At 67.1% G+C, this 23,299-nt stretch carries 17 protein-coding genes; 7 read left to right on the top strand and 10 right to left on the bottom strand.

The features are described 5' to 3' along the window. Positions 1–35: 35 nt before the first annotated feature. The 4 genes from SriyCCGPB3_RS15515 to SriyCCGPB3_RS15500 form a co-directional block, all read right to left on the bottom strand. A complete protein-coding gene (locus SriyCCGPB3_RS15515) occupies positions 36–1,457 on the bottom strand; it encodes a basic amino acid/polyamine antiporter (protein ID WP_248858068.1) in 1,422 nt (473 codons plus the stop codon). 138 nt (positions 1,458–1,595) lie between these two features. Beyond that, the gene (locus tag SriyCCGPB3_RS15510; RefSeq protein ID WP_164162050.1) at positions 1,596–4,424 is read right to left on the bottom strand and encodes a TonB-dependent receptor; all 2,829 of its coding nucleotides are present in this window, start codon (positions 4,422–4,424) and stop codon (positions 1,596–1,598) included. Between the two features lie 198 nt (positions 4,425–4,622). Next, the gene (locus tag SriyCCGPB3_RS15505) at positions 4,623–5,270 is read right to left on the bottom strand and encodes an energy transducer TonB (RefSeq protein ID WP_153855794.1); all 648 of its coding nucleotides are present in this window, start codon (positions 5,268–5,270) and stop codon (positions 4,623–4,625) included. Between the two features lie 217 nt (positions 5,271–5,487). Beyond that, on the bottom strand, positions 5,488–6,225 hold the full coding sequence (locus tag SriyCCGPB3_RS15500; RefSeq protein WP_110713058.1) for an SIMPL domain-containing protein: 738 nt from the start codon (positions 6,223–6,225) through the stop codon (positions 5,488–5,490). 131 nt (positions 6,226–6,356) lie between these two features. On the opposite strand from SriyCCGPB3_RS15500, the gene SriyCCGPB3_RS15495 reads away from it, so the two are divergent. The 4 genes from SriyCCGPB3_RS15495 to tldD are packed head-to-tail and all read left to right on the top strand — an operon-like array spanning position 6,357 to position 13,851. Then, on the top strand, positions 6,357–6,965 hold the full coding sequence (locus SriyCCGPB3_RS15495) for a Maf family nucleotide pyrophosphatase (RefSeq protein ID WP_153855796.1): 609 nt from the start codon (positions 6,357–6,359) through the stop codon (positions 6,963–6,965). Beyond that, positions 6,958–8,445, top strand: coding sequence for a ribonuclease G (gene rng / locus SriyCCGPB3_RS15490; RefSeq protein ID WP_049444954.1), 1,488 nt, complete (start codon positions 6,958–6,960; stop codon positions 8,443–8,445). The genes SriyCCGPB3_RS15495 and rng overlap by 8 nt, the downstream gene beginning before the upstream one ends. Before the next feature lie 30 nt (positions 8,446–8,475). Further along, positions 8,476–12,345: a YhdP family protein gene (locus SriyCCGPB3_RS15485; RefSeq protein ID WP_164162049.1), complete on the top strand. Its 3,870-nt coding sequence runs from the start codon at positions 8,476–8,478 to the stop codon at positions 12,343–12,345. A gap of 60 nt (positions 12,346–12,405) precedes the next feature. After that, complete coding sequence (gene tldD, locus SriyCCGPB3_RS15480) at positions 12,406–13,851, top strand: metalloprotease TldD (RefSeq protein WP_110713053.1); 1,446 nt, start codon at positions 12,406–12,408, stop codon at positions 13,849–13,851. Positions 13,852–13,892: 41 nt separating this feature from the next. Here tldD and yjgA read toward each other — a convergent pair whose 3' ends face one another. Next, the gene (gene yjgA, locus SriyCCGPB3_RS15475; RefSeq protein WP_110713052.1) at positions 13,893–14,480 is read right to left on the bottom strand and encodes a ribosome biogenesis factor YjgA; all 588 of its coding nucleotides are present in this window, start codon (positions 14,478–14,480) and stop codon (positions 13,893–13,895) included. A 68-nt stretch (positions 14,481–14,548) separates the two neighbouring features. On the opposite strand from yjgA, the gene pmbA reads away from it, so the two are divergent. Both pmbA and SriyCCGPB3_RS15465 read left to right on the top strand, forming a co-directional pair. After that, positions 14,549–15,916, top strand: a complete 1,368-nt coding sequence (gene pmbA, locus SriyCCGPB3_RS15470; RefSeq protein WP_350259478.1) for a metalloprotease PmbA — start codon at positions 14,549–14,551, stop codon at positions 15,914–15,916. A gap of 87 nt (positions 15,917–16,003) precedes the next feature. Continuing rightward, positions 16,004–16,375 carry a DUF4870 domain-containing protein gene (locus SriyCCGPB3_RS15465; protein WP_110713049.1) on the top strand — a complete coding sequence of 124 codons (372 nt, stop codon included), beginning with the start codon at positions 16,004–16,006 and terminating at the stop codon, positions 16,373–16,375. An 80-nt stretch (positions 16,376–16,455) separates the two neighbouring features. On the opposite strand, the gene SriyCCGPB3_RS15460 is transcribed toward SriyCCGPB3_RS15465, so the two are convergent. The 5 genes from SriyCCGPB3_RS15460 to SriyCCGPB3_RS15440 all read right to left on the bottom strand — a co-directional run bounded on the left by SriyCCGPB3_RS15460 (position 16,456) and on the right by SriyCCGPB3_RS15440 (position 21,703). Next, entirely contained in the window at positions 16,456–17,334 is an 879-nt protein-coding gene (locus SriyCCGPB3_RS15460) for a polyprenyl synthetase family protein (protein WP_180853805.1), read from the bottom strand. After that, positions 17,324–17,584 (bottom strand): exodeoxyribonuclease VII small subunit, encoded by a 261-nt coding sequence (locus SriyCCGPB3_RS15455; protein ID WP_180848089.1) that lies wholly within the window; start codon positions 17,582–17,584, stop codon positions 17,324–17,326. Before SriyCCGPB3_RS15455 ends, SriyCCGPB3_RS15460 begins: the two co-directional genes overlap by 11 nt. A gap of 36 nt (positions 17,585–17,620) precedes the next feature. Further along, positions 17,621–18,907 carry a tRNA lysidine(34) synthetase TilS gene (gene tilS, locus SriyCCGPB3_RS15450; RefSeq protein ID WP_350259477.1) on the bottom strand — a complete coding sequence of 429 codons (1,287 nt, stop codon included), beginning with the start codon at positions 18,905–18,907 and terminating at the stop codon, positions 17,621–17,623. Between the two features lie 547 nt (positions 18,908–19,454). Beyond that, positions 19,455–20,000, bottom strand: a complete 546-nt coding sequence (locus SriyCCGPB3_RS15445; RefSeq protein ID WP_164080556.1) for a WG repeat-containing protein — start codon at positions 19,998–20,000, stop codon at positions 19,455–19,457. Then, on the bottom strand, positions 19,997–21,703 hold the full coding sequence (locus tag SriyCCGPB3_RS15440; protein WP_350259476.1) for an alkaline phosphatase: 1,707 nt from the start codon (positions 21,701–21,703) through the stop codon (positions 19,997–19,999). Before SriyCCGPB3_RS15440 ends, SriyCCGPB3_RS15445 begins: the two co-directional genes overlap by 4 nt. A gap of 154 nt (positions 21,704–21,857) precedes the next feature. Between SriyCCGPB3_RS15440 and SriyCCGPB3_RS15435 the strand changes: the two genes are divergently transcribed. After that, positions 21,858–23,192, top strand: a complete 1,335-nt coding sequence (locus SriyCCGPB3_RS15435; protein WP_006381938.1) for a dicarboxylate/amino acid:cation symporter — start codon at positions 21,858–21,860, stop codon at positions 23,190–23,192. Positions 23,193–23,299: the final 107 nt, after the last annotated feature.

The following is a 23,299-nucleotide window of genomic DNA, read 5'->3' as shown; positions in this document are numbered from 1 at the left end:
CGGCTGCCTGTGCGAAGCCGAGCGTGGGCTCGGCTCTACAGTGCCAGCTCACCTCTGGAGAACGCGACCAGCGTGGCGATCGCTACGATCAGGATCGCACCGAACAGCACCCACTCCCAGCGCGTGAACACACGCTCGCCGCGCTGGCGCCGGGTCAATGCAAACAACGCCACGCCGGGCACGTACAGCAGTACCGACAGCAGCAGGTTGTCGAGGCCGCCAGCATATACCAGCCACAGCGCATAGGCGCTGGCCAGCAGTGCGACCCCAAAATCGCGCCAGCGCACGACGGGTTCACCGGCATAGGCCTGCCCACGCCAGGCCAGCTGTACGCCGAATGCCGTGGACAGGAAGTAGGGCACCAGGCTCATCGACGCGGCCAGCAGCACCAGCCCGGTGTAGCTGCCGGAATTGACCAGTACCAGCAGCAGGAACAGCTGGATCAACCCATTGCTCAACCAGAGCGCATTGGCCGGAACGCCGCGCGCATTCTCGCGGCCGAGGAAGGCCGGCATGGTGCCGTCGCCGGCCGCGGCGTACAGCACTTCGGCGCACAGCAGCACCCAGGCCAGCAGCGCACCGAGCACGGAAATGATTGAACCGACGATGATCACCGTGGCGCCCCATTCGCCGACGATCGCGCGCAGTACATAGGCCATCGACGGATTGGGCAGCCCGGCCAGTTCGGCCTGTGACAGCACCCCCATCGACAGCAGGCTGACCAGCACCAGCAGCAGCCACACGCCGAGGAAACCGATCACCGTGGCGCGGCCAACGTCGGCACGGCGCGCGGCACGTCGCGAATAGATGCTGGCGCCTTCGATGCCGATGAACACCCACACGGTCACCAGCATCATGCCGCGCAACTGCTGGCCGAGGTCGCCGAGCGCGGGTGTGCCGAGGAAATCGGCGCGGAACACCTCCATGCGGAAGGCGCCGGCGGCCAGGACCAGGAACAGCGCGATCGGCAGCAGCTTGGCCACCGTCACCAGGCCGTTGACGATGGCTGCGGTGCGCAGGCCGCGCAGTACCAGCAGGTGCACGGTCCACAGCAGCAGTGACGAAGCGGCAACGGCGGCCGGGGTATTGCCTTCGCCGAAGACCGGCATGAAGTGGCCGAGGCCACTGAAGATCAGCACGAAGAAGCTGGCGTTGCCAAGTACGGAAGCAACCCAGTAGCCCCATGCCGCGGAGAAGCCGATGTAGTTGCCGAAGCCTTCGCGGGCGTACGCATAGATACCGGTATCCAGGTCCGGCCGGCGGTTGGCCAGGGCCTGGAACACGAAGGCCAGCATCAGCATGCCGGCGCCACTTACCGCCCAGCCGATCAGCGCCGCAGCCGGGCCGGCGCTGCGCGCCACGTTCTGTGGCAATGAAAAGATGCCGGCACCAACCATCGAGCCGACCACCAGTGCGGTCAACGCGGGCAGGCCCAGGCGTTGCGAAGTCGCGGCCATGCAGGTCCCCTGCGGCGATGATGCCGCGTGCATACGGTAGCCACGTGCTCGTGAACATGCCTGCAAGAGGCGCAATGACGAAGGCCCGGGCAGGTGCCCGGGCCTTCGAAAGTACTGCGTTGAACAGTATTGCCGGTCTTACTTGAAGGTGTACTTGGCACCGACGGTGAAGAAGCGGCCGACTGCACCGGCAAAGTGCATCGGATTGTAGTTCACGGCGCCATAGGTCACTGGATCCAGCGGTGCAATGCGATCAAATACGTTCTGCACCGATGCATTGAGCTCGAACTGCTCGGTTACGTTCCAGCGGCCGGACAGGTCGAAGCTCGTGAACGACGCGATCTTCTTCACTGGCGTGCCGTCGGCATAGAACGCCTGGTAGTCGCCACCGCGCTTGTCGATGTTTTCCAGTTTGCTGATGTAGTTGGCAACACCGCTGACACTCCAGGGGCCCTGCTTCCAGGTGGCACCGAGGTTTGCCCTGTCCTTGGGCGTGCCGATGCAGTTGGAAACGTCGCAGTTGCCGTGTGTACCGAGATAGTCGGAAGTGGATCCACCATTGGTGCGTTCGAACTTCAGCAGGTGGCTCCACTGCAGGTCCATCTCGAGCTGGCCGGGGCCGATATCGAAGGTCTGCCGGATATCGGTATCGATGCCACGAACACGCGAAGAGGCAGCGTTCACATAACGATTGTTGACCGCCAGAATCGTACCGGATCCTGCTACGCCATTGATGAGGTCGGAATCGCGCACCACGTTGCCGGCAAGGATCTCGTCGGACGGTTCACTGGAAGCGATCTCGTTGGTGCGCTTGATCTCCCAGGCGTCCACGGTCAACGACGTAGTGCGCGTTGGCTGCAGGACCACACCGAACGAATAGCTCTTCGACTCCTCAGGCTTGAGCGCTGGGTTGGAGTTGGTGATGATCGCCACCTGACGCGACTGGCAGTTGGAGGTGGTTCCCTGGAGGGCGCATCGGATCGGATCCTTGATGCTGGAGAATCCCGCCAGACCACCGACGCCGCTTTCGGCCACATTGGGAGCACGGAAACCTTCGGCATAGCTTGCGCGCAGGGCGATCCAGTCGGCCGGGGTCCACTTGACACCCAGTTTCGGAGTGGCCTTGCCATCGCCGCCATCATATTTGTCATAGCGCAGGGCGCCGGAAAGCTCCAGCGATTCCAGCACCGGCGCCGACAGTTCGACGTAGCCGGCGTACACGTTCTGGATGCCGTCGTAGGCCGAATAGCCCAGGCCGATGATGTCGCCCTGGTCGGTATAGGTCTGCGGTGTCAGGCTGTTGCTGGTGCGGCGCCATTCGGTGCCGATTGCCAGGCCCAGGGGGCCGCCCTTGAGGTCCATCAGGCTGCGCGAGACAGTAGCGTTGAAGGAGTCCAGGCTGGTCTTGGCGCGTGCACTGATGCGCGGCGAAATGAAATCGTACAGTGCCTGCGAATTCTTTCCGGCATCATCGCCGATGCGCCACACACCACCGGCACAGTTCGGGTCGGCCAATGCACAGCGCACTGCACTGTAGCGCAGGAAGCCGGTGCGCTCACTGACCAGATCGGTACCCGAGTGCAGGTAGCCGGCGTCATAGCTCCAGTCTCCCCAGTTGCCCTTGGCCCCTACCAGGAAGCGGTTGAACTCGTTGGTGTTCTCGGTCACGCGCGGACCCACGTCCCACGCGCTGTAACGTAGGCGCGAGGCCTGGCCGGGAATCGGATTGTCCGGATGGGTTGGGCCGAGCACTGTTGCACCCGGTCCACTATTGGCATTGACGGTATGGCCAGGATAGCCCCAACCACCAGAGACACCGGACGGCGTATTGGTGAAGGTGGTTTCCTTCTTCGAGTAGCCGATCTCGGTGTAGATCTCACCACCCTCGCCGAAGGCGAAGGTCGCACGACCGAACACGTTGACGTACTTTTCTTCCGGCGTCAGGTCACGGTACTTCTGGTTCGGATCCCACAGGCAGCCCTGCTGCGCGGCCGATGCATCCGTCTGGCCCGGAATATTGCTGAGCCCGGCGCAGCCCGGCAGCGGAACCAACTGACCGGGGTTGGCGGCAGTCGCGTTGCGATCATCGAATACCGAGCCATTGGGGCCTACGCCGCCGCCGGTACGGTTGTTGATGTATGCACCGCCGCCGGCACCAAAATACGAACCGTCGAAGTCGTAGCCCCAGCGACGCAGGTCGCCGGTCCCGATCCACTTCCGGTTCTTGCGGTCGCTGACCTTGATTGCGTCGGACTTGCCGACGTCGACGCTGATGAAGGCATTCCAGCCATCTTTGGCCAGGTCACCGGTACCAGCGGTCAAGGTTGCCTTCTTTTCGTCACCATCACCGTCGCCCGACGTGCCGTAGGAGGCACGCAGAGTCGCCCCCTGGAAATCACTGCGCAGGATGATGTTGATCACACCGGCAATGGCGTCGGAACCATAGATCGCCGAGGCGCCGTCCTTGAGGACTTCGACGCGCTCGACGGCGTCCATCGGAATGGTGCTCAGGTCGGTGAAGACCTTCTGGCCGTCATCGGCCAGGCCATAGGTGGCCATGCGGCGGCCGTTCAACAGGATCAGCGTCGACCCCGCGCCAAGGCCGCGCAGCGACACGCCCGAGCCGCCGCCGGCGAAGCCGGTACCGAAGGACTTGGGAATCGAACCTGCGCCATTAGCGGTCAGTGTCTGCAGGTACTCCGACAGCGACGTCTTGCCCGTGCGGTCGATTTCCTGGCGGGTCACCACCTGCACCGGCGACGGCGTTTCGGTGTTGGTGCGCGGAATGTTTGAGCCCGTGACCGTGATGCGGTCGAGGTTGGTGGCCTTCTCCTGCTCCTGCGCGAAGGCGGAGTTGGAAGCTACCGCACCAACCAGCAGCAGCGTGCTGCCGGCAAGGATATGGGTGATGGATGATGCCAGGGTGCAGCGGCGGCGGCTGGCGGGCCGTTGGATCAGGTGTTTCACAGCTTCTCTCCTAACTGGAAAACCATAGCGTTGAGGGCTGTCTCCGGAAGGTTCCGGGACGGGCCAATCTAGGTTTCCGATGGGTGACGAAGCAGTGAAATTTTGCTTAATTCGTAACGACTGACTGCTGGCTTTGCCGAGTCTGTCTTTTCGCGTGTGAAAGCCGGCCCGACGGGTCGCCGGGCCGGCCCGGAACGATCACTCCGGCAGCGAGAACTGCACTGGCACCAGGCCGATGGCCGGGACCGCTACGCCATCACGCTGGGCCGGTTCGAAACGCCAGCGCTTGAGCACCTGCTGGCGCGCGGCCTGGTCCAGGCTGCGCGAGCCACTGCTGCGCTCGATGCTGACCATGACCGGCTGGCCGCTGCTGTCGACTTCCACCCGCAGCAGCACCGTGCCTTGCTCATGATTGCGCAGGGCCGGCACCGGATAGGTGGGTGGCGGTGCACTGCGGTATTGCAGCTGCGCTCCGGCCAGCGGTGCAGCACTGTCGATGCTCGGCGCGAGCTGTGGCGGGGCCGGTTCGGCCGCTGGAAGTGCGATGCCCTGGGTGTCCTCCACGGTCGCGGTGGGAGCGGGCAGGGGCGGCGTTGCCGGCTGTGCATGCGGCTTCGGCACGACCCGAGCGATCTCCTTTGGGTCCAGTTTCGGCGGTGCCGGCGGTGGGGGGATCTTCTCGATCAGCCGTACCGTGGTCTTGTCGCGCGGGACCTGTACGGCTTGGTAGGTCGCCGGTATGAGCAGCAGCAGGAATGCGAGCAGATGCAGGGCGATGGCCGCGCTCCAGGCGGCAACGCGGGCGGGGTCGAAGTGCGGGGATGCAACGGGATACGTACGAACCATGGTCCACCTCCATGCCAGTGACGAAGTCCTCAACGCACCAGGGCCCGTGGCGGGGTTGCCGCACGCGGCTGGCAGTGCATCAGTAGCGCGGCATGGCCGCCACTGCCTAGAGGCAGGGGCGGCATCGTTGGGCTGGCCTTCAGCCAGCACCGGTGGTGCGCATGAAAAAAGGCGGGCCCCCTGCGGGACCCGCCTTCGTTGGCGGTGCTGGACGCGATCAGCGGCCCAGTTCGAACACCACGTCCAGGTTGACCGAGACCGTCGATTCGCCCGGCGCGACCGTAGTGGCCTTGTCCATCGCCGCACCGGCGGACATCGTCCGCATCATCGGCATCGGGCGGAAGCCGCCGTTGCTGTTTTCGGAGATGCTGACGATGCGGCGCACCTGCAGCCCCAGTGATTTCGCGTAGGTCTGGGCGCGGGCCTGGGCCTTCTTCAGCGCAGCCAGGCGCGCTTCGTCATAGACCGGTTCCGGCTGGTCGATCTCGAAACTGGGGCCATTGATCTGGTTGGCGCCCTGTGCGGCCAGTGCGTCCAGCACCTTGCCGAGCTTGGCGATGTCGCGCACCTTCAGGCTGACCGTATTGTTGGCCTGGTAGCCGGTGATCTTCGGCGCTTCGTTGTCGGCATAGCGGTACTGCGGATTGAGGCTGATGCCGCTGGTCTGCACGTCACGCTCGGCGATGCCGGCGGCCTTGATCGCGGCCAGCACCTTGTCCATCTGCTGGGCGTTCTGGCGCATGGCGCTGTTGCCATCGGCAGCCTGGGTGACCACGCCGGCCGACAGGGTGGCCACGTCCGGTACGCGGGTGGCTTCGGCATTGGCCGAGATGTTCAGCAGCGTGCCTTCGGCCGGGGTGGCGATCGACGGCGACGACGGGGCGGCATGGGCAGTCATCGAGGTTCCAAGGGCGAGGGACAGGGCAAGCAGCAGCGGGGTGGCGGTCAGGCGCATGGAGAACTCCTTGTTGTGCCGTTGAGGGTGGTGTCGTAGCGATGAACGCGCTGTGAGCCCGTTCGGGGTTGAACGCGTTCCGGAACGGGTTGCCGACGATTCAGGTGGCGGCCTCAGGTTATGCTGTGCCGATGCTCTATCTTGCTTCCCGCTCCCCCCGACGCAACCAGTTGCTGGCCCGACTCGGACGCCCCTTCCAGGCCCTGGACCTGGAGGTCGTCGAGCAGCGCGCGCCCGCTGAAAGCGCCGAACAGTATGTATGCCGGGTCGCCGCCGACAAGGCGCGCGCCGGCCTGGCCCGGGTGCTGGCCGATGATCCGCAGGCGCGGGTGCTCGGCTCGGACACCGAGGTGGTGCTGGACGGTGAAGTGTTCGGCAAGCCGGCCGATCCCGCCGACGCGCGGGCGATGCTGGCCCGGCTGGCCGGGCGCACCCATCAGGTGATGACCGCAGTGGTGGTGGTGGCTGCGGACGGGCTGGACAGTGAGCTGGTCATTTCCGAGGTGACCTTCGCGCCGATCAGCGCCGCCGACATCGCTGCCTACGTGGCCAACGGCGAACCGCTGGACAAGGCCGGGGCCTATGCCATCCAGGGCGGGGCCGAGCGCTGGATCGAACATCTTTCCGGCAGCTACTCCGGCGTGATGGGACTGCCGCTGCTGCACACCGATCGTCTGCTGGCGCGCTGCGGCGTGCCGGCCCCAACTGCTGATGCCGCCAGGGAGGCTGCCGATGTCTGAGGAAATCCTGGTCAATGTGACCCCGCGCGAGACCCGGGTCGCAGTGATCGAAAACGGCATGCTGCAGGAGCTGCATATCGAGCGCGGCTGGCGCCGGGGTGTGGTCGGCAACATCTACAAGGGCAAGGTGCAGCGGGTCATGCCCGGCATGCAGGCGGCCTTCGTCGAGGTCGGGCTGGAGCGCGCTGCGTTCCTGCACGCCAACGACGTGGTGCGGCCGGCGCCGGTGGCCAGCGCCGACACCGAGAACACCACGCTGCCACCGCCGTCCAGCGTGCCCATCGTCGAGCTGCTGCGCGATGGCCAGGACATCGTGGTACAGGTGGTGAAGGACCCGATCGGTACCAAGGGGGCGCGCCTGACCACGCAGATCAGCATCCCCTCGCGTTACATGGTGCTGCTGCCGCAGTCCAAGGTGGTGGGCGTGTCGGCGCGTATCGAGGATGAAGGCGAACGCGCGCGGCTGAAGGCGCTGGTGACCGAACTGTCGGCCCAGCATGGCGGCTACGGCTACATCGTGCGTACCAATGCCGAGGGGCAGCCGGCCGAGGCCATTGCCGAGGACATCGCCTACCTGTCGCGGGTCTGGAACGTGGTCGAGCGACGGGGCCGCGAAGCGCCTTCGTGCAGCAACATCTATGAAGACCTGAGCCTGCCGCTGCGTTCGGTGCGCGACCTGATCCGCAAGGACGTGGACAAGGTGAAGGTGGACTCCAAGGAAACCTTCGCGCAGCTGCAGGCGTTCGTGGCCAAGTACATGCCGGTGCTGGCCGAGAAGCTGGAACTGTATTCGGGCGATCGCCCGATCTTCGACATGTTCGGGGTGGAGGACGAGATCGGCCGCGCGCTGGACAAGCAGGTGCCGCTGAAATCCGGCGGCTACCTGGTGATCGACCAGACCGAGGCGATGACCACCATCGACGTCAACACCGGTTCGTTCCTCGGCCAGCGCAACCTGGAAGAGACGGTGTTCCGCACCAACCTGGAGGCCGCGCAGGCGGTGGCCCGGCAGCTGCGGCTGCGCAACCTGGGCGGCATCATCATCATCGATTTCATCGACATGGACGATGCCGAGCATCGGCGCCAGGTGCTGCGCACCCTGGAGAAGGCGCTGGCCCGCGACCATGCCAAGACCACGGTGTACGACTTCTCGCCGCTGGGCCTGGTGGAGATGACCCGCAAGCGCACGGTGGAAAGCCTGGAGCGCCAGCTGTCGGAAACCTGCCCGCAGTGCAGCGGCCGTGGCAGCATCAAGACCACCGAGACGGTGACCTACGAGATCTTCCGCGAGATCACCCGCGCGGTGCGCCAGTTCGATGCGGCGCGCCTGCTGGTGATTGCTTCGACCAAGGTTGTTGCGCGCATTACCGACGAGGAGTCCTCGGCGGTGGCCGAGCTGGAAGAGTTCCTCGGCAAGAGCATCCGTTTCCAGGCGGACGAGCAGTACCTGCAGGAGCAATTCGATGTCGTTCTGCTCTGACCCTCGCCGGCTGCAGGCCGGCGGTGGCCGATGAGCGCGCCGCCGCGCCTGCGACTGCGAAGGATCCGCCGTCATTTCATTGCCGCCTGCGCGGTGGGCCTGGTCGGGCTTGCACTGCTGGTGGGCACGCTCAGCCAGCTGCTGCCGCTGGCCGAGCGCCATCCCGACAAGATTGCCGCCTGGCTGAGCGAGCGTGCCGGCCAGCCGGTGCGTTTCGACCAGTTGCAGACCGCATGGACCCGTCGCGGCCCGCTGCTGCAGCTGAAGGGCCTGCGCATCGGCGCCGGCCAGGGCCTGGCGATCGGCGAGGCCGAAGTGCTGGTGTCGATGTACAGCGGGCTGCTGCCCGGGCGCTCGCTGACCGAGTTGCGCCTGCGTGGCCTGGCACTGGACCTGCAGCAGGGCGAGGACGGCCGCTGGTCGGTACGTGGCCTGCCGCAGTCCGACGCTGGTGGTGACCCACTGGACGCGCTGCGCCGGCTGGGCGAGCTGCAGGTGATCGATGGCCGCCTGGGCGTGCATGCGCCAGGGCTGGGTATCGACACAACGTTGCCGCGTATCGATCTGCGCCTGCGCGTCAATGGCGACCGCCTGCGCGTGGGCGTGCGTGCCTGGGCGCAGACCGATGCCCTGCCGCTGACCGCGGTGCTGGACGTGGATCGCGCCCGCGGCAACGGCCAGGCCTGGCTGGGCGCCGATCCTGTTGATTTCCATGCCTGGTCGCCGTTGCTGGCCGCCGGCGGCGTGCGCCTGCGCGAAGGCAAGGGGGAACTGAACCTGTGGCTGACCCTGCGCGATTTCGCGCCGGTGGCGCTGACCACCGACTCGGACCTGCGTGATGTGCGCATCGACGGTGCGCCGATGCCTGACGTGGCGACGCCGCAACTGCAGCTGCAGCGCCTGCAGGCGCGCCTGCGTTGGCAGCGCCAGGCCGATGGCTGGGCACTGCAGGTACCGCGGCTTCGTTTGAAGACGGATGACGGCGAACAACAGCTCGATGGCCTGCAGTTGCAGGTCGGCAAGCAACTGCGGGTGAGTTCCGGTGAAGTCCAGGCGGGTACCGCATTGCGTGCGCTGGCGCTGAGTGATCGCCTCGAGCCCGGCCTGCGCCATTGGCTGTTCCTGTCCAGGCCGCAGCTGGATGTGCGTCAGCTGCAACTGGCTGGTGAGCGTGATGGTCCGTTGAGGGCGCAGGGCGAGCTGCAGTCGCTGGGCTTTGCCAGTGTGGGGCATTCCCCGGGCCTGCGCGGCCTGGGCGGGCGCTTCGAGGGCGATGCCGATGGCTTCAGCCTGCAGCTGGAGCCGCAACGGCAGCTGCAGTTCGATTGGCCGACCGGCTTTGGTGTGCGCCATGACCTGCACCTGGCGGGGCAGGTGGTGGGCTGGCGCGACGAGGGCGGTGGCTGGCGTATCGGCACCGCAGCGATGCGCGTGGAAGGCACTGACTATGCGGCCGATGTGCGTGGCGGCGTCTGGTTCCAGGGCGACGGCACGCGGCCCTGGCTGCAGCTGGCAGCCAAGCTGGACGATGTGCCGATGACTGCGGCCAAGCGCTTCTGGATCCACTCCAAGATGAGCAAGGGCGCCACCGACTGGCTGGACATGGCGCTGGCCGGCGGCCAGGTGCGCAATGGCGTCGGTCTGGTCAGCGGTGACCTGGACGACTGGCCGTTCGACAACAACGATGGCCGCTTCGAGGCCACCGGCCACATCACCAACGGCGATATCCGTTTCCAGCACGACTGGCCACTGATGAGCCAGGTCGATGCCGATATCGCCTTCATCGGCCCCGGCTTCGACATGCGCGGACGCGGTGATCTGGCCGGTGTGGCGGTACAGCAGTTCGAAGCCGGCATTCCTGATTTCGGCCAGCAGCCGCTGTACGTGCGCGCCGATGCCCAGAGCGAAGCGGGCAAGCTGCTGGCGATGCTGCGGCAGAGCCCGTTGCACCACGACTACGGTGACACCCTCGACAACCTCACCGCCGCGGGACCGGCGCATGTGACCTTCGACCTGCTGCAGCCGTTGCACCTGGATGAAGGCGAGGGCCACCTGCAGGGCACGGTCGACCTCAACGGTGTGAAGCTGGTCGACAAGCGGTTCCAGTTGACCTTCGACAACATGCATGGGCAGGCGCGCTACAGCAACGGCGGTTTCGACGCCGAGGAACTGGCGGTGCGTCACCTCGGCCAGGACGGCCGCCTGAGCCTGCGCGCCGGCGGTTACGTGCACGACAGCAAGCTGGCCTTTGAATCGCAGCTGTCGGCCAACCTCGATGCCGGCGTGCTGATCGACCGCGCACCGGAAATGGCGTGGTTGAAGCCCTACGTCGCCGGCACCTCGCCGTGGACCATCGCGGTCAACCTGCCGAAGGTCGCGCCGGGGGCACCTGCACCGCCCAGCGAACTGCGCTTGAGTTCGGATCTGGTGGGCACCCGCCTGGACCTGCCGGCACCGCTGGACAAGCCGGCCGCCGAACCGCTGGCGACCACGGTGGCCGCACAGCTGCCGATGGGGGCTGGCCGCATCGACGTGGCCTTTGGCCAGCGCCTGGCCCTGGCCGCGCGCAGCCATAACAACCAGACCGGCGTCCAGGTCACGCTCGGCAGCGACCACGTCGACCGCGAGCCGCCACCGAGCGGGCTGACCGTCAACGGTCGCAGCCCGACCCTGGATGCGCTGGAATGGATCAGCCTGGCGCGTGGCGGTGGTGACGATGACAGCATGCCGCTGCGTGCGGTGGATGTGCAGGTCGGCAGATTGATGCTGATCGGCGGCGTCTTCGAGCAGACGCGGCTGCAGCTGCAGCCCGGTCCGCAGGCGCTGGATGTACGCCTGGACGGACCGTCACTGGCGGGACGCCTGACCGTTCCCAATGCCGAGGGCGGCACGATCAGTGGCCAGCTCGACCGCGTGCACTGGCAGTCGCTGCCGGCCGCACCGGGGGCGCCGGCTGCGCCGGCGCGGGTGCAGGCCGGCGCCAACGACATGGATCCGGCCAAGCTGCCGCCGTTCGCGCTGGACATCGCCGATCTGCAGTTCGGCAAGGTCGTACTCGGCCAGGCGGTGCTGCGTACGCGGCCGCTGGCCAACGGCCTGAACGTGGACGAGCTGCGCTTCCGCGCGCCGGACCAGGAGATCGACATCAGTGGTCGCTGGCTGGGCCGTACCGGTGGCGCCCGTACCGAACTGACCGCGCAGGTGCGCAGTGAAGACCTGGGCGGGCTGATGCAGAACCTGGACTACGGTGGCCAGCTGCGTGGCGGCTCCGGCCAGGCCCAGCTGCAGGCTTCGTGGAGCGGCGGTCCCTCGGACTTCCAGCTGGCCAATCTGCAGGGCCGGCTCGACCTGCACGCGCGCAATGGGCAATTGCTGGAGCTGGAGCCCGGCGCCGGCCGCGTGCTCGGCCTGCTCAGTGTCGCGCAGCTGCCGAGGCGCCTGATGTTCGACTTCCGCGATTTCTTCTCCAAGGGCTTCGCGTTCAACCAGGTCGATGGCAGCGTGCAGTTCGGCCAGGGCATGGCCCGTACCGACAAAGTACTGATCGAGGGACCGGCGGCGAACATCACCATCCGCGGCCAGGCCGATCTGCGCAACCAGCAGTTCGACCAGACCATCGACGTCAACCCGCGCGCCGGCAACCTGCTGACCGTGGTCGGCGCAGTGGCCGGCGGCCCGGTGGGCGCGGCACTCGGCGCCGCCACCAATGCGGTATTGTCCAAACCGCTCGGCGAGATCGGCGCCCGTACCTACAAGGTGACCGGCCCATGGAAGGAGCCGAAGGTGGACGTGATTGAACGCAGCCGCGACAAAACCCCGCCGGCGCCTGCACCGGGCCCAGCCCCAGAGGTGCCGCCGACGGTCACCGACCTGCCACGCTCGCACTCGCACTCGCGCTGAGCGTGGTTTTCCTGTTCATGGGGCTTGCCTCAGCGCCCCCGCATCCCCAGATCGAGACACATGACTGACATCGCCCTGACGCTTGCCCAAGACCGCCTGCTGCGCCCCGGTGGCCTGGATACCGCTGGCCTGGAGCGCACTTTCGGCCAGTTGCTCGGCCCGGGTGTCGACTTTGGTGACCTTTACTTCCAGCACGCCCGCCGCGAAAGCTGGAGCGTGGAGGACGGCATCGTCAAGGATGGTGCCCATTCCATCGAGCAGGGCGTGGGCGTGCGTGCGATTTCCGGCGAGAAGACCGGCTTCGCCTACTCCGATGACATCCATGCCGATGCGCTGCTGACGGCAGCGCAGTCGGCGCGCGCGATCTCGCGTGAGGGCGGGGCCCAGTCCGGGCAATCGCTGCTGCGCGGCAATGCGCGCGCGCTGTACCCGGCGCTGGATCCGATCGACGGCATCGGCAACGAGGCCAAGGTCGAGGTGCTCAAGCGCCTGGATGGCTACCTGCGTGCCGCCGATCCGCGCGTGAAGCAGGTCATGGTCAGCCTGTCCGGCGGCGTCGATACGGTGCTGATCGCCCGCAGCGACGGTGTACTGGGAGCCGACGTGCGCCCGTTGGTGCGCCTGAACGTGCAGGTGATCGTCGAGCAGAACGGCCGTCGCGAGTCCGGCTATGCGGGAGGCGGTGGCCGCTATGGCTACGGGGAACTGTTCGCCGAGGGGCGTCCGGAAGCGTTCGCCCGCGAGGCACTGCGCCAGGCGCTGGTGAACCTGGACGCCGTTCCGGCACCGGCCGGGGTGATGCCGGTGGTGCTCGGACCGGGCTGGCCCGGCGTGCTGCTGCACGAAGCGGTCGGCCATGGCCTGGAGGGCGACTTCAACCGCAAGGGCACCAGCGTCTACGCCGGCCGCATCGGCGAGCGGGTGGCGGCGCCGGGCGTGACCATCGTCGACGACGGCACGCTGGACGGTCGCCGTGGCTCGTTGAACATCGACGACGAAGGCCACCCGACCCAGTGCACCACGCTGATCGAGGACGGCATCCTGGTGGGATACATGCAGGACAGTCTCAACGCACGGCTGATGGGCATGGCGCCGACCGGCAACGGGCGTCGTGAATCGTTCGCGCACCTGACCATGCCGCGCATGACCAATACCTACATGCGCGCCGGCCAGCACGACCCACAGGAGATGATCCGTTCGGTGAAGAAGGGCCTGTATGCGGTCAACTTCGGCGGCGGCCAGGTCGACATCACCAGCGGCAAGTACGTGTTCTCGGCCACCGAGGCCTACCTGATCGAGGATGGCCGCATCACCGCGCCGGTGAAGGGCGCGACCCTGATCGGCAACGGCCCGGAAACCATGCAGAAGGTGCGCATGGTCGGCAACGACCTGGCCCTGGACGAGGGCGTGGGTATCTGTGGCAAGGACGGGCAGAGCGTGCCCGTGGGTGTCGGCCAGCCCTCGCTGCTGATCGAGGGCATCACCGTCGGCGGTACCCAGGCCTGAGCCGGGCGATGGCCAGTGCCACCGCCCGGGCCGGCGAGGCCTCAGTCCTCGTCGGCGTCGTCGCTCTCGACGTGGTCGGCGTCTTCGGCGCTGGCTTTCAGGCCCAGCGCGGCGGGCAGCATCAGGCCACGCAGCACCTGGAAGATTTCGCGGTAGGCGCGCGGCGGCTTGTTCCTGGCCTTTTCGGCCTGCGCATTGCGCACCAGCGTGCGCAGCTGCTGGCGGTCGGCCTGCGGGTAGTCGTCCAGCAGTGCAGCCAGCGCCTTGTCACCCTCGGCCAGCAGGCGGTCGCGCCAGTCTTCCACGCGATGCATCATCGCCACTTCGCGGCGGCCGGTTTCGCTGTTGGCGTCCAGCGCATCGCGGATCGCATCCAGCGTGGCGTCTTCTTCGCGGCGCATGTGCTTGGCCAGGAACGCCAGCTGGCGCTTGTGGGCGATGTGGGCGGTGATGCGCTTGCACTCGGCGATGTGCGGCAGCAGGTCTTCCGGGATCGGCAGGCGCGCCAGCTGGGCCGGGGTCAACGACACCAGCTTCTCGCCCAGGGCCAGGACGTCGAGCGCGTCGCGCCGGTTCTGGCTGCGGCTCTTGTCGTGGAATTCACCGGTTTCTTCGTCGCGTCCGCGCATCGTCCCTACCTGATCTCAAAAAAAGTCGCCCGGCGTGATGCCGGGCCCAACCTGTACAGGATAAAGCATTGAACGTGATCGCCCCTGAAGCCGCCGTCGGCGACGACAGCCCGGCCCGGCTGGAACGGCTGGCCGACCTTTCCCAGCAGCTGCTCGACCGCGCCCGTGCGCTGGGCGCCAGCCAGGCCGAGGTCAGCTGCAGTGAAGACCGTGGCCTGGAGGTCAATGTCCGCCTCGGCGAGGTTGAGACGGTGCAGTCCACCCGTGACCGCGGTATCGCCGTGACGGTCTATTTCGGCCAGCGCAAGGGCAGTGCCAGCACCGGCGACCTGAACGAGGCCAGCCTTGCTGCTACTGTCGAGCAGGCCTGCGCGATCGCCCGCCATACCGAGGACGACCCGGCCGCCGGCCTGGCCGAAGCCGCGCTGATGGCCACCGACTTCCCCGACCTGGACGGCTGGCACCCGTGGGCGCTGCAGGCCGACGAGGCGGTGGACCTGGCCCTGGCCTGTGAAAGTGCCGGTCGCGAGGCCGACGCACAGATCCGCAATTCCGACGGCGCCTCGGTGTCCAGCATGCAGAGCCTGTCGGTGTATGCCAATTCGCATGGCTTCATCGGCCGGGAGCGCGGCACCCACCATTCCGTCGGTTGTGCGCTGATTGCCGGCCAGGGCGATGGCATGCAGCGTGACGGCTGGTACACCAGCGCGTTGGCCCGGGAGGACCTGGAAAACGTGGGCCTGGTCGGCCGTCGCGCCGCCGAACGCACTGTTGCCCGCCTGCAGCCGCGTTCGATGGCCACCGGCAGCATGCCGGTACTGTTCGCCCCGGAAGTGGCGCGCAGCCTGGTTGGACACCTGCTGTCGGCGGTATCGGGCGGTGCCCTGTACCGCCAGGCCAGCTTCCTGCTCGACAGCGTCGGCCAGCGCCTGTTCCCGGAATGGATGCAGATCGAGGAGCTTCCGCACCTGCGTCGCGGCCTGCGCTCGGCCGTGTTCGATGGTGACGGCGTGGCCACCCGCGCCTCGGCCCTGGTCTGCAACGGCGTGCTGCAACGCTATGTACTGGGCAGCTATTCGGCACGCAAACTGGGCCTGCAGACCACCGCCAATGCCGGTGGCGTGCACAACCTGCAGCTGGCCGCCAACGCTGGCGGCCTGCAGGAGATCGCCCGCCAGATGGGCGATGGCCTGCTGGTGACCGAACTGATGGGGCAGGGCGTGAACGGGGTGACCGGCGACTACTCGCGCGGTGCCGGCGGCTTCCGCGTCGAGAACGGCGAGATCCAGTACCCGGTGGATGGCATCACCATTGCTGGCAACCTGCGCGAGATGTTCAGCAGCATCGAGGCGGTCGGCAGCGACGTCGACCCGCGCTCGCACATCCGGACCGGTTCGATCCTGCTGGGGCGGATGACCATCGCCGGTAATGATTGATGGCATTGATGGCGTAAGCTATGCCCGCCTGACGCAGCCAGCTTGGTGCTGGTGGGTCAAGACCACCCAATGAAAAGGAGTTTTGTCGTGAGCGAATTCGATAACGTCCCGCCGCCGCCGGCCACCACCGATGTGCCGGCCGACCAGCGCACCATGGCCCTGGCCGCGCACCTGCTGGGCATCTTCACCGGCTTCATCGGCGCGCTGATCATCTGGCTGATCAACAAGGATGACGCGGGCAAGGCCTTCGTGACCGACCAGGCCAAGGAAGCCCTGAACTTCCAGATCACCGTGACCATCGCCATGGTCATCAGCATCATCCTGATGGTGGTGATCATCGGCGGCATCCTGGCGCCGATCGTGGGCATCATCAACCTGGTGTTCTGCATCATTGCTGCCGTGAAGGCCAACAACGGCGAAGCCTACCGCTACCCGTTCACCCTGCGCCTGATCAAGTAAGACCGGCTGCATGCGGAAACAACAACGCCCGGCATTGCCGGGCGTTTTCATTGGGGGGCCGCACAGGGTGACGCGATCGATCAGTGATCGCGCTCCACCGCCAGTGTTGCCAGCGCGCGCAGCGGATCGGCTTCCTCGCCGTACCCGGCCAGGATCGCCTGCATGCGTGCCGCGAGTTCGTGCAGCTGGGCCTTCGCCCCGTCCATGCCGAGCAGGGCGGGGAAGGTGCTCTTGTCCTGCGCCTGGTCCTTGCCGGCGGTCTTGCCCAGTTGTTCCGAACTGGCTTCGACATCAAGGATGTCATCGCGCACCTGGAAGGCCAGGCCAAGCGCGTCGGCGAAGCTGTCCAGCTGGGCCAGCTGCGGTTCGTGGGCCTGGCCGCACAGCGCGCCCATGCGCACCGCCGCGCGGATCAACGCACCGGTCTTCAGCGCGTGCATGCGGGTCAGCGCCGCCAGCGTCTGCTGCTGGCCGGTGGCATCGATGTCCAGGGCCTGGCCGCCGCACATGCCAGCAGCGCCGGACGCGTGGGCCAGGGTCTGCAGGCAGGCGACGCGCAGGGTAGCCGGCAGCGGCGCATCGGCCAGAAGGCCAAAGGCGCGGGTCTGCAGGGCGTCGCCAGCAAGGATCGCGGTGGCTTCGTCGAAGGCGACGTGGGTGGTCGGCTTGCCGCGGCGCAGGGCGTCGTCGTCCATCGCGGGCAGGTCGTCATGCACCAGTGAATAGGCGTGGATCAGTTCGACCGCCATCGCCGCCGCATCCAGATGCTCCGGCGGCGCGCCGAACAGGTGGCCGCTGGCGTACACCAGCAGCGGGCGCATCCGCTTGCCCCCGCCCAGCACCGAATAGCGCATGGCCTTGTGCAGGCCCTGGGGCGCTTCAGCAGGCGAGGGCAGGGCGGCGTCGAGCTGGCTTTCGATACGGTCGCGCCAGCGCGCGAACAAGGCCTCAGCCGTCATGGCTGGGCGGATCGAAAGGCTCGGCGGCGTCCGGCTGGGCCGGATCACTGAGCAGGCGCACGCGCAGTTCGGCCTGCTCCAGCGCCTGCTGGCACTGGCGGTACAGGCCGACGCCACGTTCGTAAGCACTGAGCGAAGCTTCCAGGCTCAGCTCGCCGGTTTCCATCTGCTCCACCAGCTGCTCCAGCGATTCGAGCGACTGCTCGAACTGGGCGACCGGGGAGGCGTTTTCGGGGGACTTCTTGGCCATGCGGCAAGTGTGGACGGGCCGCGCGCGGGGGTCAATTCACCAGCCGCCCGGGCGCCACTGCAACTGCGCACCATGCGCCTGCAACCAGGCCTGCAGCGGTGCGGCGATGACCACGTCGGCGGCGGCCAGCAACTGCGGGCCATCGAAGATCAGCGGCAGCTGCGCGCGTCGCCAGGGGGCGAGGTGTTCGCGCTGCAGGCAGTCCTTCAACGCGTGCGAATGCTGGCGACCCGGCAGCAGAATGCGCTCACCGCCCACGCGTGCACGGACCTGCAGCGGGCGTTCGAAGGCCGGGGTGCCCTGCAGGCGCAGCTGTCCGCCATCGGGCAGTGCCAGCGGTGCGCGTCCATCCCATTCGGCCTGCCACTCGGGGGGAAGCGCAGGCAGCCTGGCCGGTAGCAGATAGGCGTGGTCGCGCCATTGCTGGATCGCGTGATCGTGCCAACTCACCCGGGCCTGGCGATCGTTGTCGGCCGGCAGCAGTTCGTCCAGCGTCTGCTGCAGCACCGTGGCCGGCAGCGGTGCCGCACCGTGGCCCACCACCCAGGCACGCAGCACGCGTGCGGCGCGACCCGGTGAGACCTGGCGCAGCAGCTGCAGCGACAGCACACGTGGAGCGACTTCCAGGTGCACAATCAGCTCGGCGTCTTCCTCGTCGAGCAGTTCGCGGGTCTGCCTGCAGTGTGTCGCGCTGCCCGCCAATGCCGCAGCGGCGTGTGGCCAGCGCTGGCGCAGCAACGGCAGCACCTGCAGGCGCAGGAAGTTGCGATCGGCGTGGTCGTCGCCATTGCTGGGGTCTTCGATCCAGTGCAGTGCATGTTGGCGGGCGTAGTCGAGGAGTGCACTGCGTGGCATCGCCAGCAGCGGTCGCCATAGAGGCTTTTCGCCAAGGCGGCTGTGCGCGGACATCGCGGCAAGCCCATCGACGCCGGAGCCACGCAAGGCACGCAGCAGGAACGTTTCGGCCTGGTCGTCCAAGTGCTGCGCCAGCGCCAGTGTTTCGCCGTCGCGCAGTTCGGCCGCGAACGCGGCACGTCGCGCCTGCCGTGCCGCACCTTCGAGACCCAGCCCCGTACCGCTTTCAACCTGCACGTGGCGCACGGCCAGTTCGATGCCCCGAGCCGCGCATTGCTGTTGGCAGTGCAGCACCCAGTCGTCCGCATCGGCTTGCAGGCCATGGTGCACGTGCACCGCGCGCAGCGAGGTGCCGGAGGCCTGTGCGCAGCGCCACAGCCAGTGCAGCAGCACGGTGGAGTCGACACCACCGCTGTAGCCCACCAGCACGGGCGCATCCAGCGGAACGAGGGCAGGGAATTCGGTCACGGCGGCAAGTATAGGGTTGCTCGGCAGGGCTGCGCCCTGCACCCGCTACAAGCAACAGCAACAGCCGAAGCAACAGCAGAAGCGGGGTTCCTGAGGGTTGGCGGGGTGGGTCCGGTTGCGGGAGACGCCGTAAACCCATCCATGGGGGCTTGGCCGCGGCATCCATGCCGCGGACACTCCCGCAACCGGACCCATCCCGCCTTCGACAGATATTCGCGATCTGTCGGAAATGCTCTTGGGGTCAGATCCGTTTTCCGCAGGAAAACGGATCTGACCCCGATTTATTTCGATATCTGACGGATTTCATCCACGCGTGGCGTGGATCTACCAACCGTCATCGGGAAACTGTCGGGGGTGGGGCGGTGTGGGTGGGCAGGACACGCCGTAAACCCATCCCTGGGGGCTCGATGGCGCCATCCATGGCGCCAACGGTCCTGCCCACCCACACCGCCCCACCCAACTCACAGAAATCCAGAGCCGCTTCGGCTGTTGCTGTTGCTGTTGCTCTGGCTTGCAGCAGGTGCAGGGCGCAGCCCTGCCGAAAAACCTACTTCACCCGACGGCCCGAGCGGTCGATCCGGAACCGCTCTCCGCCTTCCATCGGCGTGTGGCCATCGGCATCCGGCGTACCACGACGGCAACCATTGCAGACCTCGGCCACGCCATCCTGGAACGGCCAGCCGAAATCGAACGTGCCGGGCACCACCTGGCGGAACTTCAGATCGAAGTAGGCCACGCGGTTGCCTACGCGGGCGCGCAGCAGGCCTTCCTGCGGCGTTTCCGGACCGTTGTCCCAGGTCAGTACCGGCAGGCTGCGGCCTTTGCGGTTGACATAGTGGAAGCCTTGGTCGGCGTACACCACGGCCAGGCCATGGTCGTCGTAATTCAGGTCCTTCAAGGTGTCGGCACTGATCTTCGGCCGGTGATCGACCACTTCGCAGTTGGGCAGCGGCCACAATCCGTGTTCGTCGGTCAGCAGCTTGCACGCCGGTGCCTGTGCCGCTGCATTGGCACTGACCAGCACGCCAAGCAGGACCAGCGAGCGCGCGAAGCGGCCGCTGGCAGGAGCAGGGTAGGCCTGCCGCACGATCACTTGGCCTCGGCCTTGCGCTCGAACGCGGTCGGCGCCGGCAGCTGTACCGGCACGCCCTTGTCGTCGCAGGTGCCGGCCTGGCACAGGCGCTCGCGCAGGGCCGGGGTGGCCTGCACGATCATGTGGTAGATCGCGTTCTGTTCCAGCGTGCCGCGGATCGCCTTGCTGCCCGGGCCGCGTGCCCAGATACCGACGTCTTCGCCGCCGTGCGACTCGGACTTCATCGGCACCAGTGCTTCCTGCATGTAGTCCGGATGCTCGGTGTCGACCTCGCGCAGGTTCGGGCGGCCGTTGGCCGGTTCGAAGCTGCTCGGGTTGTGCGGGTAACGCTTCGGACCGGCCGGCTGCTGGTTGCTGCTGCCGGTATGGCCCGGGCCATTGGCGTAGCTCAGGGTGGTGTACGGCTGGCCGGTGCCGTCCAGCGCGTAGTCGAGCTTGCCGGCGCCATCTTCGCCGCCCTTGTCCTTCACCTTGCCCAGGATCGGGTTGCCGCGCGCCGGGTAGCCGACGAAGTTCAGGGTGTGCGAGTGGTCGGCGGTGACAATGATCAGGGTGTCATCGGCCGAGGTCAGTTCGTTGGCCACGCGCACCGCGTCGGACAGCGCCACGGTCTCGGTCAGGGCACGGTAGGCGTTGCCGCTGTGGTTGGCGTGGTCGATGCGCGCGCCTTCGATCATCAGCACGTAGCCTTCCTGGTGCCTGGCCAGATTCTTGATGGCTGCCGCTGTCAGTTCGGCCAGGCTCGGCTCACCGCCCGGATCCTGCGGGCGCTCGTACTCGTAGCGCATGTGGTCAGGTTCGAACAGGCCGAGGATGGCCGGCGCATTGGCGGCCGCTGCCAGCTGCTTGCTGTTCCACACGTAGGCACCCTGCGGATGCGCCTGCTGCCATTCCTGGACCAGGCTGCGGCCATCCAGGCGCTGGCCGACCTTGTCGTCGTACTCCGGGTCGCGTTCCTCCACCGTGGTGAATTCACCGCGACCGCCGCCGAGGGCGACCAGCGGGCCACGGCCATAGCGCGAGGTCGACAACAGCTGCTGGGCGATGTCCTTGCAGCCGGCCGCCTTCGCGGCTTCGGTCAGGTCGGTGTCGTTTTCCCAGTTGCGCTCGGGCGAGTGCGCGTAGGTGGCGGCCGGGGTGGCGTGGGTCAGGCGTGCGGTGGACACCACGCCAGTGGCCAGGCCGGCGCTGTCAGCCAGCTGCAGCCAGGTCAGCAGGCCCTTGGACAGGCTGTCGGCACAGTCGGTGCGGCTGCCGGCGCTGACGCCGATCGCACCCATGTGGGTCTTCACGCCGGTGGTGATGGCGGTCATGGTGCCGGCCGAATCCGGGGTCTGCGAATCGGTGTTGTAGGTCTTGCTGAACGCCGTGGCCGGGAAGCGCTCCCAGGACAGCAGGTTCTCTTCACCCGAGCCGCCCTTCTGCTGGCCTTCGTAGATGCGCGAGGCCGCCACGGTGGTCAGGCTCATGCCGTCGCCGAGGAACAGGATGACGTTCTTGGCCTTGCCGGACATCGCGCCGTTGGCGGCGGCCTGGGCGGCGCCGCTGCGGTACCACCACTGCGGGGTCTCGCCGGCCGGATGGGCGACGGGGGCGACGGCGACCTTCAGGCCGGCCGGGGCGGACGCGGGGGCGGTGCTGGCGCAGGCGCCCAGCAGCAGGGTGGTGGCGCAGGCGGCCAACAGGGAGACGGAACGGCGCATGGACGCTGGGATCTCACAAACTGTAACGGGACGTTCATTATGCCCGCCCTCGCAAGGCACGCCGATGACACACTGATTTGCCGGCCGGACGGTCGTTCCGCGGGCCGCCTTGGGCTATCGTGCCAGCATCCCTTCCTTCCCCTCTGGATTGCCTATGAAGCTGGTCTCTGCCTGGCTGCGGATTCCATTCTGGCAGCGCGTGGTCGGTGGCTTCGTGCTCGGCGCGCTGGCCGGCTGGGCGCTCGGCCCGGCCGCGGAAACGTGGTTCGGCCCGCTCGGCGAGCTGTACGTCACCCTGATCAAGATGATCGCCGTGCCGCTGGTGTTCTTCGCGGTCATCAACGCAATCTCGTCGCTGCACGGCCAGAAGTCGGTCGCCGCGCTCAGTGGCCGCACCTTCCTGTGGTTCGTGATCACTGCCGCGTTGGCGGTGTGCGTCGGCCTGGGCGTGGGTACCGTGCTGCAGCCCGGCGCCGGTGGCCTGCAATTGTCGATGGCCAGCAACTACGTGCCGCGCGAAGTGCCCAGCGTGGTGCAGGTGCTGCTGGACGTGGTGCCGGCCAATGTCTTCTACGCGCTGTCCGGCATCGGCACCAAGGTCAATGCGGCCGGTGAAACCGTGCTGGCTGCCGGTCGCGGCTCGATCCTGCCAGTGATCTTCTTCGCTGGCCTGGTGGGCTTTGCCATCGTCAAGCTGGGCGAGAAGGTGACCGAGGCGCGCAAGCTGGTCGGCCAGATGAGCGACATCATGATCCAGGTGACCCGCTTCGTGCTGGAAGTCACCCCGATCGGTACTTTCGGCCTGATCGCCGGCCTGGTCGGCAGCTACGGCTTCGAGAAGCTGCTGCCGCTGGGGCATTTCGTGCTGGCGCTGTACGTGGCCTGCGCCCTGCACATCGTGGTGGTCTACAGCGCACTGCTGCTGGCGCACGGCCTGAACCCGCTGAAGTTCTTCCGTGGCGCGGCGCCGGGCATGCAGGTTGCCTTCGTCAGCTCGTCCAGCTTCGCCGCGATGCCGGTGGCGCTGCGTTCGATCACCCACAACCTGGGCGTGAACAAGGACTACGGTTCGTTCGCGGTGCCGCTGGGTGCCAGCATCAAGATGGATGGCTGCGGCGCGATCTACCCGGCGCTGTGCGCGGTGTTCATCGCGCAGTACAGCGGTGTGCCGCTGACCCCGGAGCAGTACGTGGTGGTGCTGATCGCCTCGGTGCTGGGCAGCTTCGGTACGGCCGGCGTGCCGGGGACCGCGGTGATCATGGCCACGGTGGTGCTGAGCGCAGCCAACCTGCCGCTGGAGACCATCGGCTACCTGTATGCCATCGACCGCATCCTGGACATGATGCGCACGATGACCAATGTGACGGGCCAGATGCTGGTGCCGGTGATCGTGGCCAAGGAAACCGGGCTGCTGGACCAGGCGGTGTATGACAACCCGTCCAGCAATGTGGGTGTGGACGATCCTGATCCAACACCGCCACGCGCCTGAGGCTGCGTGGAGATGAAAGGCCCGCCCTGACCGGCGGGCCTTTCGTTTGGGAAATGGCTGGCGCGGTGCCGGCCGAGGCGGGCACCTGGTAGATCCACGCCATGCGT

The sequence above is a fragment of the Stenotrophomonas riyadhensis genome, assembly GCF_040256885.1.
GTDB lineage: Bacteria > Pseudomonadota > Gammaproteobacteria > Xanthomonadales > Xanthomonadaceae > Stenotrophomonas > Stenotrophomonas riyadhensis.
Note: the sequence above shows the minus strand (reverse complement) of the source record. Positions and strands in the feature narration are given on the sequence as shown.